At 37.0% G+C, this 20,129-nt stretch carries 15 protein-coding genes and 1 tRNA gene; 9 read left to right on the plus strand and 7 right to left on the minus strand.

Annotated elements, in window-relative coordinates; translation table 11 throughout:
* Position 1: 1 nt before the first annotated feature.
* The 6 genes from NBC122_RS00140 to NBC122_RS00165 all read left to right on the plus strand — a co-directional run bounded on the left by NBC122_RS00140 (position 2) and on the right by NBC122_RS00165 (position 7,282).
* Positions 2–436, plus strand: coding sequence for a 3-hydroxyacyl-ACP dehydratase FabZ family protein (locus NBC122_RS00140; RefSeq protein ID WP_133438432.1), 435 nt, complete (start codon positions 2–4; stop codon positions 434–436).
* 1 nt (position 437) lies between these two features.
* Positions 438–1,709, plus strand: coding sequence for a beta-ketoacyl-[acyl-carrier-protein] synthase family protein (locus tag NBC122_RS00145; protein ID WP_133438433.1), 1,272 nt, complete (start codon positions 438–440; stop codon positions 1,707–1,709).
* 19 nt (positions 1,710–1,728) lie between these two features.
* Entirely contained in the window at positions 1,729–1,983 is a 255-nt protein-coding gene (locus NBC122_RS00150) for a phosphopantetheine-binding protein (RefSeq protein ID WP_133438434.1), read from the plus strand.
* Between the two features lie 385 nt (positions 1,984–2,368).
* Positions 2,369–5,332, plus strand: coding sequence for a tetratricopeptide repeat protein (locus NBC122_RS00155; protein ID WP_133438435.1), 2,964 nt, complete (start codon positions 2,369–2,371; stop codon positions 5,330–5,332).
* Between the two features lie 57 nt (positions 5,333–5,389).
* Entirely contained in the window at positions 5,390–7,165 is a 1,776-nt protein-coding gene (locus tag NBC122_RS00160) for a TonB-dependent receptor (RefSeq protein ID WP_133438436.1), read from the plus strand.
* Positions 7,166–7,208: 43 nt separating this feature from the next.
* A tRNA-Arg gene (locus NBC122_RS00165) sits at positions 7,209–7,282 on the plus strand.
* A 203-nt stretch (positions 7,283–7,485) separates the two neighbouring features.
* Here the strand turns inward: NBC122_RS00165 and NBC122_RS00170 are convergent.
* The 3 genes from NBC122_RS00170 to NBC122_RS00180 are packed head-to-tail and all read right to left on the minus strand — an operon-like array spanning position 7,486 to position 9,007.
* Complete coding sequence (locus NBC122_RS00170; RefSeq protein WP_133438437.1) at positions 7,486–7,908, minus strand: organic hydroperoxide resistance protein; 423 nt, start codon at positions 7,906–7,908, stop codon at positions 7,486–7,488.
* On the minus strand, positions 7,905–8,345 hold the full coding sequence (locus NBC122_RS00175; RefSeq protein WP_133438438.1) for a MarR family winged helix-turn-helix transcriptional regulator: 441 nt from the start codon (positions 8,343–8,345) through the stop codon (positions 7,905–7,907). The genes NBC122_RS00170 and NBC122_RS00175 overlap by 4 nt, the downstream gene beginning before the upstream one ends.
* 29 nt (positions 8,346–8,374) lie before the next feature.
* Positions 8,375–9,007 carry an NAD(P)H-dependent oxidoreductase gene (locus NBC122_RS00180; protein ID WP_133438439.1) on the minus strand — a complete coding sequence of 211 codons (633 nt, stop codon included), beginning with the start codon at positions 9,005–9,007 and terminating at the stop codon, positions 8,375–8,377.
* 187 nt (positions 9,008–9,194) lie between these two features.
* Here NBC122_RS00180 and NBC122_RS00185 point away from each other — a divergent pair, with 187 nt between their 5' ends.
* Entirely contained in the window at positions 9,195–10,616 is a 1,422-nt protein-coding gene (locus NBC122_RS00185; RefSeq protein ID WP_133438440.1) for a T9SS type A sorting domain-containing protein, read from the plus strand.
* Positions 10,617–10,731: 115 nt separating this feature from the next.
* On the opposite strand, the gene fsa is transcribed toward NBC122_RS00185, so the two are convergent.
* Positions 10,732–11,385: a fructose-6-phosphate aldolase gene (gene fsa / locus NBC122_RS00190; RefSeq protein ID WP_133438441.1), complete on the minus strand. Its 654-nt coding sequence runs from the start codon at positions 11,383–11,385 to the stop codon at positions 10,732–10,734.
* Between the two features lie 198 nt (positions 11,386–11,583).
* On the minus strand, positions 11,584–15,129 hold the full coding sequence (locus tag NBC122_RS00195; protein ID WP_133438442.1) for a T9SS type B sorting domain-containing protein: 3,546 nt from the start codon (positions 15,127–15,129) through the stop codon (positions 11,584–11,586).
* Positions 15,130–15,256: 127 nt separating this feature from the next.
* Between NBC122_RS00195 and NBC122_RS00200 the strand changes: the two genes are divergently transcribed.
* Both NBC122_RS00200 and NBC122_RS00205 read left to right on the plus strand, forming a co-directional pair.
* A complete protein-coding gene (locus NBC122_RS00200) occupies positions 15,257–16,945 on the plus strand; it encodes an APC family permease (RefSeq protein WP_133438443.1) in 1,689 nt (562 codons plus the stop codon).
* Positions 16,946–16,949: 4 nt separating this feature from the next.
* A complete protein-coding gene (locus tag NBC122_RS00205) occupies positions 16,950–17,261 on the plus strand; it encodes a DUF962 domain-containing protein (protein ID WP_133438444.1) in 312 nt (103 codons plus the stop codon).
* Between the two features lie 86 nt (positions 17,262–17,347).
* Here NBC122_RS00205 and glgP read toward each other — a convergent pair whose 3' ends face one another.
* Together glgP and NBC122_RS00215 are read right to left on the minus strand one after the other, a co-directional pair.
* Positions 17,348–19,006 (minus strand): alpha-glucan family phosphorylase, encoded by a 1,659-nt coding sequence (glgP, locus tag NBC122_RS00210; protein WP_133438445.1) that lies wholly within the window; start codon positions 19,004–19,006, stop codon positions 17,348–17,350.
* A gap of 92 nt (positions 19,007–19,098) precedes the next feature.
* Positions 19,099–19,935, minus strand: a complete 837-nt coding sequence (locus NBC122_RS00215) for a DUF3667 domain-containing protein (protein ID WP_133438446.1) — start codon at positions 19,933–19,935, stop codon at positions 19,099–19,101.
* Between the last annotated feature and the right edge of the window lie 194 nt (positions 19,936–20,129).

Below are 20,129 nucleotides of genomic sequence, written 5' to 3' on the forward strand. Positions count from 1 at the left end.
AATGAATACTAAAGAAATTTTACAGAAATTACCTTATACTACTCCATTTCTATTTGTGGATGATTTACTGAGCGTTGACGAAAATGGCGCGACCGGCACTTTTACTTTTAATGAAAGTTTAGATTTTTTCAAAGGTCATTTTAAAAATAATCCGGTCACGCCCGGCGTCATTTTAACCGAATGTATGGCGCAGATTGGATTGGTTTGTCTCGGAATATATCTGGTGGGAAATGATTTGACTGAAGAAAGTCAGATTGGTTTAACTTCAACAGAAATAGAATTTTTAAAACCCGTTTTTCGTAATGAAAAAGTCACCGTGATTTCAGAGAAAATTTATTTTAGATTTAATAAATTAAAATGCAAAGTGAAGATGCTGAATGAAAAGAACGAAATTGTTTGTGAAGGAACAATTGCCGGAATTATTAAAGTCAATTAATATGGAAAGAAGAGTTGTCATCACAGGTTTAGGCGTCGTAGCTCCGAACGGAGTCGGTTTGGAAGATTTTAAATCAGCTTTAAAAGAAGGCCGCTCCGGAATTCAGTTTGACCAACAATTAGCCGATTTGCAATTTTCGTGTCAGGTTTCTGGAACGCCGCCCATCGATAAAGATCATTTAAAGAAATATTTCACTGATTTGGAATTACGGAATTTCAATTCGACCGGAATTATGTACGGCGTCATCGCAGGTTTAGATGCCTGGAAAGATGCCGGTTTGGAAATTTCAGACGGCGAAAATCCCGATTGGGACAGCGGAACCATTTTCGGAACCGGGACTTCGGGCATTGAAAAGTTTCGGGAAAGCATTTATAAAATCGATGCACTTCAAACAAGGAAATTAGGAAGCACGGCCGTTTCACAAACCATGAACAGCGGGATTTCTGCCTATTTGGGCGGAAAACTGGGATTAGGAAATCAGGTCACCACCAATTCATCGGCATGTACAACCGGAACAGAAAGTATTTTAATGGCTTTTGACCGTATAAAATCAGGAAAAGCAAAAAGAATTCTGGCGGGCAGTACGAGCGATTCGGGACCGTATATTTGGGCGGGCTTCGATGCCATAAAAGTCTGTAATTTTAAATCGAATGATCATCCGGAAAAAGCCTCGCGACCGATGAGTGCTTCTGCAGCAGGTTTTGTTCCGGGAAGCGGCGCCGGAGCTTTGGTCATCGAAGATCTGGAATCGGCTTTGGCAAGAAATGCGAAAATTTATTGTGAAATTCTCGGCGGAAATCTTAATTCTGGTGGTCAACGGGACGGCGGAAGTATGACCGCCCCGAATTCTGTGGCCGTACAAAAATGCGTAAAAGATGCAATTTTAGAATCTGGAATTGAGCCAAAAGACATCGATTATATCAGCGGACATTTAACTGCGACTTCAAAAGATGCAACAGAAATTAAAAATTTAGCTGAAGCCCTGAACCGTTCCGGCAAAAATTTCCCGTATATCAATTCACTTAAAGCTTTGACCGGACACTGCCTTTCCGGTGCCGGAAGCATCGAAGCCGTGGCAACTATTCTGCAGCTGACTGAAAATTTTATTGCTCCGAATATCAACTGCGAAGATTTAAATCCGGAAATTACTTCAATCATCGATGCAGAATGCATTCCGCAGAAATTTTTAGAAAAAGAACTCAATATCGCGGCGAAAGTTAGTTTTGGTTTTGGCGATGTAAACGGATGTGTTATCTTTAAAAAATATTCTTAAAAAATTTCAATACGAAAATATGAACAAGGAAGAGGCTATTCAAAAATTAAAAGAGATTGTAAAACCTTACGTGAAAGAGGCGGAACTTTTAAAAAACATTAATGAAAATACAGATTTCATTAATGATCTCAATATTAATTCTGCTAATTTAGTCGATGTCGTTTTAGATGTGGAGGAGGTTTTCGATATTGAAATCGACGCGGCATCGATGGAGAAGATGCGGGATGTAAAATCTGCGCTGGCGGTCATCGAAGAGAAATTGGCGATAAAATAAACCTTTAAACCAAAGAGTAAAATATTAAATGTTGAAATTAATTTTTAATTTTCGACGGTTTTTTATACACTTTTGATCAACTCCAGAACCTGTTTAAATTCTAAAAAGTTGCCTTTTTTGCTCTTGTGGAGATTTTCCTTTTTTAGATTTTCTTTGGTGCCTTTTGCGTTTTAAATATTTTCATCATTTTTAAAGAGGCTCTTAAACAATATAAAAATTTCCGTGATTTTTAAGTCAAAAAACAGCTTGAAAGCGCCAATATTTTCAACTTATCCACATTTCCACAACCAACAAATTAACTTGTGTAAGCAATAAGTTTTCTTTATTTTCGTTGATTAAATGTGGAAAAGCAAATTCCTTAAAACCTTCCGAAAATCAGGAGTAAATGAATTCAAAAAAAATCTTAATTGCCACGGCAATATTCTATTTCGGCTTATCCGAGGCTCAGCAATCTCAATACTTCAGCGACCGCGAAAACTACCGCTTCAACTTAGCGGAAAACCTTTACCAAAATAAAATTTACAACGCTTCTCAGTTTGAATACGCACGGCAGTATTTCTACAACGAAAATCTTTCGAATTCAAAAAAAGAAGCGGCCCAGTTTTTCGATAATGTCATCGGTGTCATTTTGCGTAAAAATCATGCGGAAGAAGGATTGGATGCATTTATTAAACAGTATCCGAACTCGGCCTATTTTGCGCAGGCGAATTTACCTTTGGCGGATTTTTACTTAGCTCAGAAAGATTTTGACAAAGCCTTAGAAACGTTGAAAAACGTGAATCAGTATCAGCTTTCAAAAGAAGAAAATACGCAGTATATCATGAAACTCGGTTATGCGAAATTCATGACGGGCGATTCTCAAGGTGCGATTGAAGCTTTGGAAGAAGCTTATAAAACCACAGATGGTTCCGATAAAAACGACATCGCTTACATGTTGGGACATCTGTATTATGCAGACGGGCAGAATGATAAAGCGTTTTCTTTTTTCGATCAGATCAAAGATAACGACAAATATGCACGCGTTGTAAAACCGTATTATGTGCAGTTGTATTTCAATAATAAGGATTATGACAAAGCAATTATAGAAGGAAATGCGTTGCTCAATGAAAATATTTCTGCTGATTATAAAGCGGAAGTTCACAAGATGATTGGCGAAAGTTATTTCATGAAAGGCGATTACAGTTCGGCTTATCCTCATTTGAAAATTTATTTGGAAAGCAAGGGAAAACCTTCTGAAAGTGATTTGTACGAAATGGGATTTGTTTCGGCGCATCTGAAAAAATACGATGAAGCCGTTTCTTATTACAATCAATTATTGAACAGCAATTCGGCGACTTCACAAAATGCGTATTATCAGTTGGGAAATGCCTATCTGGAAGTCGGTAAAAAACAGGAAGCGCTTTCTGCGTTCCGTTCAGCGTATCAGATGACTTATGATCCGAAAGTGCAGCAGCTCGCTCATTTGCAATACGCTAAACTGAGTTACGAACTCGGAAATCCTTTTGAATCAGCTTCAAATGTGATTCAAAGTTATATTACCAAATATCCGAAAAGTGCTGACACTGCGGCCATGAAATCTCTTTTGGTGAAATCTTATCTGTATTCAGGCGATTATAAAGGAACTTTGGCTGCGATTGATAAAATGCCGAATTCCACACCGGAAACCGATAAAATCGATCAGGAGGTTTCCTATTTGTTAGGAACGGAAGAATTTAATAAAGGAAATCTCGATGCCGCCGAAAAATACTTTCTGCGGAGTTTAGAATTTAATATCAATAAAGAATTCAATTCACGAGCGCTGTATTGGTTGGCCCAGACATATTATCAGAAAGGAAATTATGCTTCTGCAATTACGCGTTTTGAAAAACTTCAAAATACAGATTTTCCGGAAAAACAACAGTTGAACTACGATTTGGGATATGCTTATTTTAAATCAAAGAAATTTGATAAGGCTAAAGAATATTTCAAAGCTTATTTAAATAATCCAAAACCGGAATTTAAAAATGATGCAGAACTTCGTTTGGCAGATACGCATTATGCGAATAACGACCTGAATGAGGCAATCGCTATTTACGATAAAACAGAAAATGCCGACGATTATACTTTGTTCCAAAAAGCCATGGCTTTAGGATTCAAAGGTGATACGGTGGCGAAAATCGCCGAACTGAAAAAATTGCTTGCGCAGTTTAAAAATTCAGAATATTTCGATGACGCACAGTATGAAATTGCAACGTCTTATGCGGCAAATGATGATTTCAAAAACTCGAATGATTATTTTACTCAAGTCATAAAAACCAGTACGGATAAGGATTTGGTAGCCAATGCCCAGATTTACCGCGCCCAGAATTACATCGATCAGAACGAAGATGCAAAAGCTTTATCTGAATTAAAGTCGCTCGGAAATCAGTATAAAAATACGGCATTTGCCAGTAAAATTGTTCAGGCTGCGCGTCCGCTTTTTATTAAAAACAATGATGTTTCGGGATATCAGAATTTCGCCCAAAGTTTAGGCGTGAGAATCGATGCGTCCGAAATCGATGAAATTAATCTGAACCGTGCGAAAACTTTCTATGCCAGTAAAGATTATAAAAATGCTATTCCGCTTTTTGAAAAATATTTAACGCAGAATCCAACCGGTGAAGGTTTGTATCAGGCGCAATATGAATTGGGCGAAAGTTATTTCCAGACGCAGAATTCCGCCAAAGCATTATTGGTTTTACAGGAAGTTGCAAATGTTCAGAATGATTATCAGGAAGATGCGCAAACCAGGGTTGCACAAATTTATTTAGCGCAGAACAATACGAATGAAGCCAAGAAATATCTAATCTCACTTTCGAATTCAACCAATGTCAACGTGAAAAATTTTGCCAATGTCGAATTAATGAAAATTTATTCTGACGAAAAAGATTTCAAAAAAGCAGAAATGCTGGCTGATTTAGTGTTGCAGAATCCTAAAAATTCTGCTTCGGTGAATGAACAGGCGAAAGTCATTAAAGCCAGAAGTCTTATGAACAACGGAAAAGATAACGACGCAAAAACAGCTTATGCGGCTTTAGAAAAATCTTCGAATACCGAAGTTGCAGCGGAAGCTTTATACGCAAAAGCTTTTTATCAAAACAAAGGAAAAGCCTTTAAATCATCGAATGAAACCATTTTCAAGCTGGCCAATAATTATGCTTCCGAAGAATTTTGGGGTGCAAAATCTTTGGTTTTAATGGTTAAGAATTACATCGGTTTGAAAGACAATTATCAGGCGAGTTACACCGCTGATCAGATTATTGCCAATTATGGCGATTTCCCGGAAATTGTCGCCGAAGCGAAAGATTTAAAAAAGCAAATCAAGAAGTAAAATACATTGTACAAAGTACAGTCAGTACATTATACATTATACATAATCCATTTATCAATGAACAAGACCATTCAACATATATTTTTCATCGGATTACTATTTTCCTCAACCGCAGTTTTTTCCCAGATCAAAGAAGAGAAATTGATTTTGGACCGAAAGCGTGAACCGGAAGTAAAGAAAATCGAGAAGAAAAAAACATCCATCGAAGCAGAGAAAAATTATCCGCCGCAGGAAAAATCCGCGAATCCGCCGACGTACGACATTACCAATGTTCCGGCGTCTTCAGATTTTAAAACTTCGCTGATTCAGGGAGAAGATATTTCGCCGAAATTCGATGCCGAATATCAGAATAACTATTTCCAGCTTGGAATGGGAAATTACGGAAAAATTCTTGCCGACGGAAATATTTCCACCAAACTGGAAAACGGAATGGAAGCCGGTGGCGACGTTCATTTCCTTTCTACAAGCGGTCTAAAGAAAGTTTATGCCTGGGATTCCAAACAAAGTACTGCGAATATTGGCGCCTTTCTAAATTCTTATGGTGAGAAAGGAAAATTCAGCGTGAATGCAGATTATGGTTTAAACGATTATAATTATTACGGAATTTATGCATTAGCTCCGGCTTCAAACAATGTCGATTTAAAGCAGAAAACCAACCGTTTTAAAGTAAACGGTTACTACGATTTTTATTCCAATGAAATCCTGAATGATGTCCGCGTGAAATCTTCTTTCCTGAGCGATCATTTTGGAGCGAAGGAAAATCAGGCTGAAATTTTGGTGAATTTATCAAAGCACGGCGTAGAATTGCCAAGTTTTGATGATGTGAATTTCAATGCGGATCTGGGTTTAAATTTAGAAACCGTAAAATCTGATTTTGAATTGCTTACTAAAAATTCCTCTCAATTTCTCAATGCGACTTTAGCACCGAAAATGACTTTCTTTAAAGGAAAATCTTATTTGATCATCGGTTCGGATTTTTCATTTTTAAATGCAAAGAATTCAAATATGACTTTAGCAGAAGAGGTGAAAAATAATAAAACCTATTGGTTCCCAAAAGCAGAACTGCAGTTTGCAGCCGCCGATGAATTCAAGTTTTATGCTGGGATTACCGGTGGTTTACAATTAAATACCTACGCCGATTTACTGGAACAAAATCCTTATTTGATCTCGGACCAGGAATTGCGTGCGACAGAAACAAAATATAAATTCTACTTTGGTTTGCGGGGCGACATTGACCAAAACATCAAATACGATTTCAGCGCAGGATTTGGGAAAATGAATGATATTCTTTTCTTTAAAGCAAATAATTTGTTTAATGTAGCCGCTGAATATAACCGTTTGCCTTATGATTATGCCAACACTTTTTCATCTGTTTACGATAATGGAACGGTGAGTGAGGCAAAAGCGAGTGTGCAATATTTTCCATTGGCGAATTTGGCGCTGGATGCAGAATTAAAGTTTGAGAAATATAATCTTGAAAATTATGAGAACATTTACAATAAACCTTTGGTAAAAGCCAGTTTGGGTGGAAAATATTCGATATTGGACAAAAAACTGAATTTGGGAGCGAAAGCGATTTTTGCGACGGATCAGACAACCAATTCATTTGAAGTAAATCATGAAGCAATTGATCCTAATTTTCGCGCTCTGGAAAACAAAAATGACAAAATTGGTGGATTTGCTGATTTAAATTTGTCCGCAGAGTACAAAGTTCACAAAAATTTAAGTATTTTTGCACTCGGAAACAATTTACTCAACACCCAGTATCAAACTTACAAAGGTTATAAAGTTTTGGGAGCACAGATTTTGGGAGGAGTGAAGATAAGTTTTTAAAAAAATGAGCAATGAGCAATATTACTCATTACTCATAAAAAAAGGCTGCGTAGTTCAACTGGATAGAATATCAGATTTCGGCTCTGAGGGTTAGGGGTTCGAATCCCTTCGCGGTCACACAAAAAGGATAAAATTAATTTTTTATCCTTTTTTGTTTTTTTAGGAATCTCATTTATTTTACAATTTCAATATTTCTGAAATGCGCAACAAACAAAACGACAAAACCGGTTATGGTTTTGTCGTTTTAATGATAATTAAATCAAGTTATTAATTCAACCTTCGATATATAATAAATGTGTTTTTAAATGAATCTGAAAAGATTAATTATTGGTTACTGCCAATTTAACCTCAATATTATTTCTTGTCGCATTCGAGTAAGGACAAACCTGATGCGCCTTTTCTGTGAGCGACTGTGCTTCCTCTAGCGAAACGCCGGGAATATTTACGTCTAATTCTACCGCTAAACCGAAACCGCCGTTTTCAGTTTGACCGATACTTACTTTTGCTTTTACCGAAGTTTCGCCAGTTTCAATCTTTGATTTTTTGATGACCAAATTCAAAGCGCTGTCGAAACACGCGGCATATCCTGCAGCGAAAAGCATCTCAGGATTAGCAAAACCGTCACTTGCGCCACCTAAAGATTTCGGAGTTCTAACATCCAATTCTAAAATTCCATTTTCACTTTTAATGTGTCCGTCGCGGCCACCTTTTGCGGTGACGCTTGTTGTATATAATGTTTTCACTTCTTATTTTCTACTTTGTTTAAAATTTTATCGACTGTCATTTTTAATTCGAGCAGATCTTCATCTGAAAAATTGAGTTTCTCTTTCATCTTGCCCGGAATTGCACAAGCCAGTTTTTGCAGATCTTTGCCTTCTTGGGTTAAAAAAACTTGCACTACACGCTCATCTTCCTTTTTTCTGTTTCGCTGTAAAAAAGATTTTGCTTCCAGTCTTTTTAATAAAGGCGTCAAAGTTCCACTGTCCAGATACAGTTTTTCACCGATTTGATTTACCGTTAAACCTTCTTCTTCCCAAAGTACCATCATCACTAAATACTGAGAATAGGTAATATCCAGTCTATCTAAAAACGGCCGGTACATTCCCGTAATCTCTTTGGCGATGACGTACAGCGGAAAACAAATTTGATTTCCCAATTTTGGAGTATCCTGATTTTCCATAAGGCAAAAAGAAGGTTTAATTAAATAACTTATTTTTGAATGATAAATTCCTCCATCGGAATTCTCACTTTTTTCATGTGAGAAAGATAATCTTTTTCGATGTCTCTATAGCCTAAATATAAAAGACTGACACTTTTTAAACCCAGTTCTTTCAAACCTAAAATTTCATCTACAACCTCATTGCTGAAACCTTCGGCTGGTGTGCTGTCAATCTTTAATTCTGCAGCTTGAGCCATCGCTAAACCAAGAGCAATATATGTTTGACGAGCGGTATGAGCAAAATTTTCATCCGCAGTTTGAGCGTTATAAATTTCTTTCAGTTTATCGGTATAACTGCCGAATCTTCCTCTTGGTAATTCTCTCACATCGGTGTGGTAATCGTAAACTTTATCGATTTTTTCATCAGAGTAACGGTCCCAAGCTGCAAAAACAAGAACGTGAGAAGAATCTCTCATCACTTCAGGATTCAGCGCGCCCTTCACCATTTTTTCTTTCAGTTCCTGATTTTCTACCACAATCACCCGGAAAGGCTGTAATCCCGATGAAGTTGGCGCCAGTCTGGCCGCTTCTAATATTTTATTTAAATCTTGCTCAGATACTTTTTTTGCAGGATCGTAAGCTTTTACGGCATGTCTCCATTTTAAATCTTCCAGTAATGACATATTTTGTATTTTAAATGATTATGTATTTTCGAACTGCAAATATAGCAAACAATTATATTGTGCGCAATTTAATTATGATTAAATTCTTACTGTGAATTTCCGCTGTCTTTCGTGGTTTTCTTAAATAGGGTTATTTCGCCCTTTTTAGATTAATTAAATTTTCTAAATTTGCATACACACAAATGCTATGAAAAAATTTACCTTTTTTCTGATTACCCTATGCGGTATTCAGATATTTCCGCAGATTACTATCACAAAGGATAGTTCATTCGGAAACAACGGCGTCTTCACTGCCAACTTCCATTCCAACCAAAACGTTCTCAACAGTAATGTTCTGGTTTTGCCCAATAATGCGATGCTGTACATTATTAATACCGCGAACAGGAATTATATCCTCAAGCTGCATCCGAACGGGACTTTAGATTCAGATTTTGCTGACAATGGCAGGTTGGAATTCGGAGAAAATAATTTTCTCAATGCTGTTTTACAAGGCAATAAAATAATCGTTTATTTGGGGCCAAAACCGCTTGATTATAATACTTACGGAGATTCGAAAATCTTGAGATACCATCTCAACGGAACGCTGGACAGCACTTTTGGGAACAGCGGCGTTATCAATGAAGTTACGGAAAGTACAAATCCACAATCACTGAGCGTTTTGGTTCTTGAGGATCAAAGTTTAGTGGTGACCAATTCCAACAGTATTTATCCGAAAAAATTTACAGTTGATGGCCGGCTAGATACTGGGTTTGGAAGTAATGGCGAAATAATTTATAATTATTACTTTCCGCTTGGCCAGTCCTCGACCGGAAAAATTGCCACGTGTGATGTGAGTTCTCTTTCTTCCTCGGTGTATTCATTTTATAACCTCAATGCTCTGACTGCTAACACTGTCTTGAATTTAAATGAGAAAGAATGCCACCAATACAATGGTTTTCCGTTGCAGAACAAAACCAATACCTCTACAAGAATGACCAGCAGTGGAATGGTGTATTCCGTTTTTCAATATCAGAATTATCCGCTTCCGGATTTCAGCAGACTGGTGGTGATCAGGAATGAGCAGTTAGATCCTGATTTTAATGGAAAAGGGTTTGTGACTTCTGAGAACTATGAGCAATTTTTAGATTCGGGTTTTGCTGATAATGTATTTTTCATATTAAATCAGAAAGGAAATGAAAAAGCGCTCAAGGCCTATTCTCAAAGCGGAACTTCTTTAAAAATTAACAGCCAGAGAGATTTTAATCTTCTTTCGGGGCACGAAATTGAGATCAAAGACAATTATATTTTAGTGAATTCTATACTTCCCGATGATCATCAAAATCTGGTCCGGGTGAAAATAGAAAAATTTTTAATCTCAAAAGAACAGCTTTCGACTTCTAATAATACACTTAAGAAGATAGAAGTAGAAAATCCCATCAAAGATTTTTTAAATATTACATATGCCGAAAACGCTGAAAGTTTTGAGATTTACAATGTGGAAGGAAGAAAAATTTTAGCTTCCCGAAATTTTAAAAACATCAATACTGCAAATCTTCCAAAAGGAAATTACATCCTAAAAATGAGTATGAAAAACGGAGAAATATTTTCAAAAAAACTCATTAAGAATTAAAACCGTTCTTTTAATTATAATTTTAAACTTAATATTTAAAATTCATTTCAAAATTTTATCAAACAAAAAACCGCCTGAAAAATTCGGACGGTTTACTCTTTTAAATAAAAATATTTTATCCCATTTTTTTAGCATCAGCAACAAACTGCGCTAAACCTTTATCGGTCAATGGATGATTTAATAAATTAAGAATCGAATCTAATGGCGAAGTGATCACATCGGCACCGATTTTTGCACAGTTGATGATATGCATTGGCGACCGAATCGACGCTGCAAGAATTTCTGTATCAAACATATAGTTATCGAAAATAATTCTGATTTCTTCGATCAGGTTCATGCCGTCTACTGAAATATCATCTAATCTTCCGAGGAAAGGAGAAACGTAATTCGCTCCAGCTTTTGCTGCCAATAAAGCTTGACCGGCCGAGAAAATCAAAGTACAGTTGGTTTTAATTCCTTTGTTGGAGAAATATTTCAACGCTTTAATACCGTCTTTAATCATTGGAATTTTCACCACGATATTTGGGTGAATTGCTGCTAATTCATCGCCTTCCTTAATCATTTCTTCATAAGTGGTACTCAGAACTTCGGCAGAGATATCTCCGTCAACAATTTCGCAAATGGTTTTGTAATGGTTCAAAATTGCGTCTTTCCCACTGATTCCTTCTTTGGCCATCAGTGATGGATTGGTGGTAACTCCATCTAAAATCCCTAAATCCTGTGCTTCTTTAATTTGCTCCAGATTAGCAGTGTCGATAAAAAATTTCATATTACTTTTTGTTTTCGCAAAGGTAAGATTTTCGGGTGCAACAGGAAAATGATTTTGATCTTAAATCGGGGTAAAAATTGGTAAACCATAAAAATAATCTGAGTTATCTGGCGCAAAAGTTATTGCAGGAATTTCAATTTACTCTTCTTCAGTAACACAGAATCAATTCTGCAGTTTTTGCATTTAAATTTTCCACGTTTAATTTCTATTTTTCATCAGAATCCAACCTTGGCGCTGCTCAGCTTTTTGTGTGACTGCATCATACCACGAAATAACGTACCAGTAAGTAGAAGTTGGTAACGTTCTTCCGTTCGCTTTTCCGTCCCATTCCGTTTTAGTGGGATTGGTGGATTCAAAAACTTTCGTTCCGTTTCGGTCAACGATCAGAATCGATACCTCCTGCATTTTCGCTAGATTTTCGATTTTCCAGACGTCATTAATACCATCGGCATTGGGCGTAAACGTATTATTGATTTTTATAAAGTAAACCGTTTTTGGCGGACCTAAGCAGCCTGCCGCCGATTTAACCTGAATTACATAAGAGGATGCCGCAGGATTCTGCAAAATATTTGAACTTTGAGCAACTCCGTTAAAATAGTATTGATAAGGTTTTGCACCTCCTTCCGCAATAACTTCGATCGAATTATTGGTTTGGTTGACAACCTGAATTTTGGGTTGATTTTCATCGGAAATCGTGAAGTTGTGAGTGTAAGAACAGCCATTAGCGTTTGTTAATACAACGGAATAATTTCCAGTTTTTGAAAAGTTGACCGTTCTTGTGGTTTCACCTGTGCTCCATTTATACATCACATTTTCAGAACCGGCATCTACGAGAATAGTTTCGCCAAAACAAATCATGTATTTGTTTAAAAGCGACATCGATTTTGTGGGCGTATTGACTTTTAAATTAATTTTCGCAGTAGACGGACAGAAACCAGCAACCGTAATTCGAACATAAACTGTCTGCGCGAAAGGCGTTTCGTTGGTATAATCCGAACTGATATTCTGAGTGAACCCGGAATCTTTAAAATACTCAAAAGTGGCGGAAGAATTTGTAAATTCAGCTTTTTTTGAATCTAAATTAAAAGCGGTTTTCCCGTCAAAATCGATATCGCAAAGAATATAATCTGCTTCGGACTGCATCAGGACAGAACTTCCGCCCTTAACAAAAGTAACGGTTTGGTGATCAGAAACACAGCCGGTCGCATTATCTTTAATAAAAAAGTCAACGCTTTTCGGCAACACTGAAAGATTAAAACTGGCAGGAAGCGGACTGCCTGAAAGATCCGTAAAAGTATAATTTACTGGATTACTGATTGCTTTATTTTTAAAATCCTGCAAGGAATAGGTTGTTTCGGCACAAAGTAAAATCGAAGAAGTTATTGCAACAGGTTTTAGATTATATGATAAGCTGAAAGAAACCGAATCGCTGCAAGTCGTATTATAAATCACTTTAATATAAGGATTTGGCCCATAAACCGATTCATCATAAGCTGTAATTTGGCTACCCACGAGTAGATCTCCATTGGGTGCGTGGTATTCTAAAGTTACAGTGATGGGCGCTGCTACAGTTACTAGGTCACTTACGTTTTGTTTTAAATTAAATATTGTATTTCCCTGACAATTACTTTTAGGAATTGAAGTAAGGAGTAAAGTGGGTTTTGCATAAACCAAAAGGCTAGCCGAAGGATGATCAGGCGAAACACAACCTGTGACATTATCTACCACACGAACGTAAACAGTCTTCGATCCTACTGCGTTATCATTCAGAAATAAATCATTGTCATAAATTGCACCATTTAAAGTGTTATGATAAGTAACCGTAACGTTTCCAGAATTAATTTCAGGTTTTAAAGAATTTAAATTAAAAGGAGAAAAAGAGCTTGAGCATTGCGGCGCAAGTTGTGTTGTAGGAGCATTTGCAATAACTTTCGCATCTTCAGTGAAAATAAGGGTAGAAATAGTGTTACAAGATCCTGTACTTACATTTTTAGGAACTATTTTCACCCAAACTTTTGGAAATTGTCTGGGATTAATAATTGAGTTTATTGAATAGTTGATTCCATCAGTAGAATATTGATAATCAAACACAGAAAAATTAGAACCTGCCAGATCCTGCAAATATTGGGAAATATCTACGGAAGTTTCACCAAAACAAAATCTTTTTGTTAAATTATTAGCAGCCACTGGTAATGAATCGAACCGAAGATCAAAATTTCTCAAAACTGTACAATCAGAAACTGGATCATTAGCATAAATTCCAACTGTTCTTGTTGTATTTGCATATATAATAAAATTCGTAGGATCTGCAACTGGAGTTACCCCATCAATGAACTGTAAGGTATAATTAGAACCTGGAGGATAGTAATCATATAAATTAATTATTTTAGATGTCGCTCCCGTATTGTCACAATATTTGAGAGAAACATTATTTGGGTTAAAAGGCGGAATCGTAGAATTTAAATTAACGGGAACAGAATCAGAATCTACGGAACATATAGGCAAAGTTTTCCGGGTAGCCCGTACAAAATAACTTCCATTTTGTGTTGCATAATAAGAATTTCCTGTACCGAGAGCTGTTGCATTTCCGACGCGATACCATTCAAAATTTAAATCGGGATCATTCGGAACCGTCATCGAAACGCCACTCACACAGGCAGCTCCAGCGTTATAAGAAATCATAGGTTTTGCAATTTTCTTAAATATCACCTGATCAGAAACCATCGCGCCAACCTGCGCTCCCGAAGGATCGTGATACGTAACTTCAACTTTCAGAATATCGCCATCATTAGGAGAGAAATTGAGTAAAGTATTGGTAGTTTCTCCCAATAAAGTTGCGTTTTGAAACCATTTAAAAACTGGGGTTAAATTTTGATTCGGGGTGAAAAGCCAAGCTTTACCTTCACTTTTCCACGGCCCGTTATTATAATTTTCTCCTGAAATACTGTGTGTAGGAACTTTAAATTTAATCGCATCATCATTTTGTATCCCAAGGATTGCATTATACGTAATTTCCGATTTATTATTGACATAAATTACTATTCTTCCGTCCTCCAGGAGCAAAATATAACTGTAATATCCTGTACTCGAAATACCGCCTGTTCCGTTGGTTCTAATCTGATTCTGAAAAGAGACCATCAGCCCATTTACTCCGCCCACTACTACATTTTTGTATAAATAAACAACGGAACCATTCGCAGATTTAGGAACCAAATCGGTATAACCAAAAAATATCTGTGCCAGATTTAACTCTTGGGCTCTATTAGCTTTGAAAATCTTATTATAGTCTGCAGAAGGTAAGGCAGCGAAAGAATTGTAACCTGTAACCCCACTGAAGGTGCGATCTGTGTAAACCGCTGTATTTTTGAGATTTTCTAATTCGGGATCATCTGTAAAAACCAATCGGCCATTGCTACCCATGACCACTTTGGAATACGTTTTTCCATAAAAACTAAAATTAAATCCGATCGGAAATGCTTCACTGAATTTATCTGCACCGGAAGAAGGAAAATTTATTGGTAGCGATCCTGTAGAAAGCCCAAAATCAGTAGGTAACGCGCTGCTCATCACATAATCCCCTGTAGAACTCGCAACCGCATCCACTTTAAAATTAAATTTTTCGCCGGCACAAAAATATTGTTCGTTCTGGTAGATTTCGCTCGTGGCCGGATTATAGAGCTGAACAGACTGTCCATATCCGAGCGCGAGTAAAAAGGTAAAGACTAGAAAATAAAACTTCTTCATCAAATCAATTTTTGCCAAAAATACGTTATTTATTAAAACACAATATTCACCTATTTTCGTATAAAAGTGTTGAAAAATTATGTTTTTTAAAATTTTCTGTTACATTTGTGTAAATTAAATTTTTAAGATGAACCAACTTTTCAGAAGAAAACAATACAGTGCAAGTGATAAACCCTCAGGTTTGGTGCGCGTTTTAGGCGTTTGGGATATTGTTTTTTTCGGTATTGCTGCCATTATTGGTGCCGGAAGCTTCAGTTCTTTGGGGGAAGCCGTATTTCGTGGCGGTCCCGGCGTCATTGTTTTATATATTATTTGTGGCTTTGCCTGCGGTTTTACAGCCCTTTGTTACGCGGAATTCGCAAGTAGAATTCCCACCGCAGGATCCGCCTATACTTATGCTTATGCAAGTTTCGGCGAACTCATTGCCTGGATTATAGGTTGGGCTTTGATCATGGAATATTCGTTCGGAAACATTTATGTCGCATTCTCCTGGTCCGATTATTTCACCAGTTTTATGGGCAGGATCGGTGTTTTTATTCCCGAATATTTAACCTGTAGTTATCCTGAAGCACATAAAGCGTTTTTGAAAGGTTCCCAAAATTTAGAATTAATTAATGCCTGGAAAAATGCTCCCTTAATCGGAAATTTAAAAATAATTTTTGATGCTCCCGCACTGGTCATCAATGGATTAATCACCTGGCTCGTGTATGTTGGGATCAAAGAATCAAAAAACTTCAACAACATTTTTGTCATTTTAAAATTATTCATCATCCTTCTGGTTATTGCAGTCGGAATCGGATATATGAATACCGATAACTGGTTTCCAAAAAGTATAATCACGGGTGAACATTCATTTATGCCGAATGGTTTTGCCGGAGTAATGAGTGCGGTTTCCGGAGTATTCTTTGCTTATATCGGCTTTGATGCCTTAAGTGTCCTGTCCGAAGAAACCAAAGATCCACAGAAAAATCTCCCGCGGGGAATGATTATTTCGTTGATTTTATGTACCATAATTTATATTATTTTAACCTTGGTTCTTACCGGAATGGTTGATTATAGAAAATTTGATGGTATCGGGGATCCACTGGCTTTCATTTTCGAAAAGACAAATGCCAATGTCGCCTGGATGGAATTCGTAGTTTCTCTGGGAGCAATCGTCGCCATCACCACCGTATTACTTGTTTTTCAGATGGGACAGCCAAGAATTTGGTATGCCATGAGTCGAGATGGTTTGATGCCAAAAAAATTCATGGAAATTCATCCGAAACACAAAACTCCTTCTTTCGCGACAATTATTACCGGAATCGTGGTCGGAATCCCTATTTTATTTACAGACAAGTCCTTCATCCTGGACTTTACAAGCATTGGAACCATTTTCGCTTTCGTACTCGTTTGCGGTGGCGTGTTGTTACTGCCTTCAAAGAAAAAAATACCCGGCAGATTTCACATGCCCTATATCAATTCTAAAATTATATTCCCCATCATATTCCTGGGAGGATTAACGTTTTTCTACTTTTGGCAGCCTTCATTTTTTCATACGATTATGGATTGGAAAGATCCGAATGAAAGTGAATTTAGAATCTCGATGTTCTTCTTCCTGATTATCAATTTGGGACTTTGTGTTTTAGCTTTTGTGAAAAACCTGTCACTTATCCCATTAATGGGTTTAAGTTCATGTCTGTATCTACTAACCGGAATGACACATAACAATTGGTTCTGGTTTCTGGTCTGGTTCGCCATTGGCCTTATAATCTATTTCTCATATGGTTACAGAAACAGCAAATTACAAAAGGAATTAAATGGCGATTTAGATTAAAATTATGGAGAACAGAATTAAAAATTTCAAGGACTTTTACGACTTTTATCTCACGGAGCATTCCAATAAATGGACGAGGATTTTCCATTTCGTGGGAACACTTTTAATATTTGTGGTTATCTTTTATGTTATCCGATCGGGAAAAGAAAGGTTTCTGTGGTATATTCCTATAATTGGATATGGATTCGCCTGGTTCAGCCACGCGGTATTCGAAAAGAACAAACCGGCCACTTTCAGATATCCGTTGTGGAGTTTGATAGCTGATTTCAAAATGTTCTTTGATCTGATAATGGGCAAGCAGAAGTTCAGACCTTAATTTTTTTTTCTAAAATAATTCTACAATAATTCATAAAAAAATCCGGAAACATTGCTGCTTCCGGATTTCTTTTTATTTTAACAAGTTTATTTAATGTAAATCTGCTTATAATATTCATCGGCCATCCGGTCAGAATTAAAGGCAATTTTAACATCATCCATTGCGGTTTGCTGCACTTTTCTCCACTCCGCCGGCCGATCATAATACATGGGAATAATTTCGTTTTCTAAAATTTCATATAATTTCCCGAGGTCGTAATTATCCTGATCGTAAACGCTCATATTTTCGTAATCTGCTTTTGGAACTACAAAAGAGTTCTCGCCATGTTTTGCAAACTCAGGAATCCAGCCATCATCGGTGGACAGGTTTACGGAGCCGTTCATCGCAGCGCTCATTCCAGAGGTTCCGGATGCTTCCCTCGGTACGCGCGGATTATTTAACCAAAGATCCGATCCCTGCTTCATCGATTTACTCAATGCTAATTCATAACCGGTAAGCACCGCCATGTTTTTGTAATTCTTGCTCTCTTCTACTAAACCATTAAAAGTAGAAATCGCTGAATAATCCATTGGGTAAGGCTTTCCTGCCCAAATAATCTGTACCGGATATTTCGGATTATTTAATAATTTTTCAAACCGTTCTTTATCGTGAAGTAATAAATCCGCTCTTTTATAACCGGCGAATCTTCGGGCCCAAACAATGGTGAATACATTTGAATCAAATAAATTTCCAGTTTGATCTGCCACAATTTTGAATAATCTTTTCTTTAAATGTTTCTTTCTGAAATCAAACATCGTCGAATCATCTTCATCTTTCGACTGATATAAAGGTTTATCTGCCCAGTATTTATATTCCTGCGCATTGGTAATCGCTTTGATTTCGCAAATTTTAGAATATTTGCTCCACATTGCCCGCGACACTACGCCGTGCAACTGGGAAACTCCATTGGCAATTCTCGCCATGCGCAGCGCACAGAGAGAATGGTTAAAACGGTCATCTTCAACACCTTCAATCGTTTTCACTTCGTCAATCGATAATCCCGAAAAATACGACATATCATGGCACATAAAAATATTGTGCTTCTCGTTTCCGGCTTCTTCAGGCGTATGGGTGGTAAATACCAGTTTCTCTTTCACTTTTTCCAAATCGCCGCCGAATTTTTTCAACAGATAAAATGCTGCCGGGAGACCGTGCGCTTCATTCAAATGATAAACATCCCGTTCGAAATTCATCATGTCCAACAACTTTGCTCCCCCTTTTCCCAACAGAATATACTGCGCGAGTTTGGTCGATTCATTGGCATCATACAAGCGGTGACAGATGGTTTTTGAAACATGGTCATTTTCCGGAACATCCGTGGAAAGAAAAAACATCGGAGCTGTATGGAAAATTTCAGGTGCCAAATAATACACTTTTACCCAAACAGGAGCAGAATGAATTTCGATCTGATACATGATTCCCATATCCTGCAAAAACGAATACATTTTCCGGGTCCAGGTTGGCTGCAAGGTCTGGTCATGATTTCTGGCCTGATCGTAATAACCGAACTTCCATAAAATACCGATTCCTACGATATCCTGCTTCAAATTATAAGCGCTTTTCATATGAGAACCGGCTAAAAACCCAAGGCCTCCGGAATATATTTTTAAGGCCTGATCAATGGCAAATTCCATTGAAAAGTAAGCCACTTTTTGTGCGTAATCGGGGTTGATGCTGTACGGCATCGAAAAGTTTTTAAAGTCCATCTTAATATTTTAAAAAAGTCGATTACAAATGTATTGATTAAAACTTTTAAATATTAAAAATATCCTTGCATTTTTTGAATAGCTGTTACTTATCACAGTTTATTCATTATTTTAGGAATAATATTATCATAGCCATACAGCAAAATTCCTACTGCGGTGATCAATAAAATCGCAAATATGATGTAGATTACTGAAAATAAATAACTGAGAAACAGAGACCAACATGCCCGTAAAAAAACATACCATTTCCCGCGGCTGTTAAAAAGCTGAATAAGTGAAAAAGTAACAAAAGCCCAACAAAGCACGAAAAACAGAAAATTAAAATTCCCTGCAAAATGACTGAGAAAAATAAACGGAACATAAAAAGTTAGGCACTGTCCAGCAAGAAAAAGAAGGATAACCAGCCATTCAGGATAATTATACCGGTATTTTCTGAAACCCAAAAAGAAAGCAAGCGCCGCAATGGGAAGCATCAGCAAAATGGTAAAAGCCAGATGTCCACCCAGCCACTCGAAAATATGCTCAAAATAAGCGATAAGACCTTTAAAATCAATATAGTTAGCGATTTCTGTTTTTGATAAATTTGTCGTCAGTGTATGATCACTTTTTGCTTCCGTTTTATGTTTCAAAAAAAACTGAATCAGCGCGCACACCGAACCCATTACCAAAACAAAAAGCAGCGGCGGAAAGTGCTGTTTTCGCCTGCCATCGAGATATTCGCGCAACATGTGGCCGGGTCTTGTAAAAAGTTCCCTTATGGTGAAAACAATTCCGCTGTGTACATGCAAAATACCGTGCTGAACTTCATGCAGAAGAAAGTGAAAATTAATCCGGTGCGTATCACTTTTTTGGCCACAGGCGTGACAGTATTTTTGATTCAAAAGCAAATGTTGACTGCAATTTTTGCAACGGTTCTCAAGGCCAATCATGATTTTGTTTTTATCAAAATTACAACTTTCAGGCAAAATAAATAATATTTTAAAGAGAAAATCAACTGTAGCAAGAAAGACTTTTCAAGCTGGTAATTATCTAGATATCAAAATATTAAATTTACAAAAAAATAATATTCTGAAACGCATTTTATAAAAAAAGCATCTCCTGTCTTTTACTTTTCACTAAATTT

Source organism: Chryseobacterium salivictor, from assembly GCF_004359195.1.
Lineage (GTDB): Bacteria > Bacteroidota > Bacteroidia > Flavobacteriales > Weeksellaceae > Kaistella > Kaistella salivictor.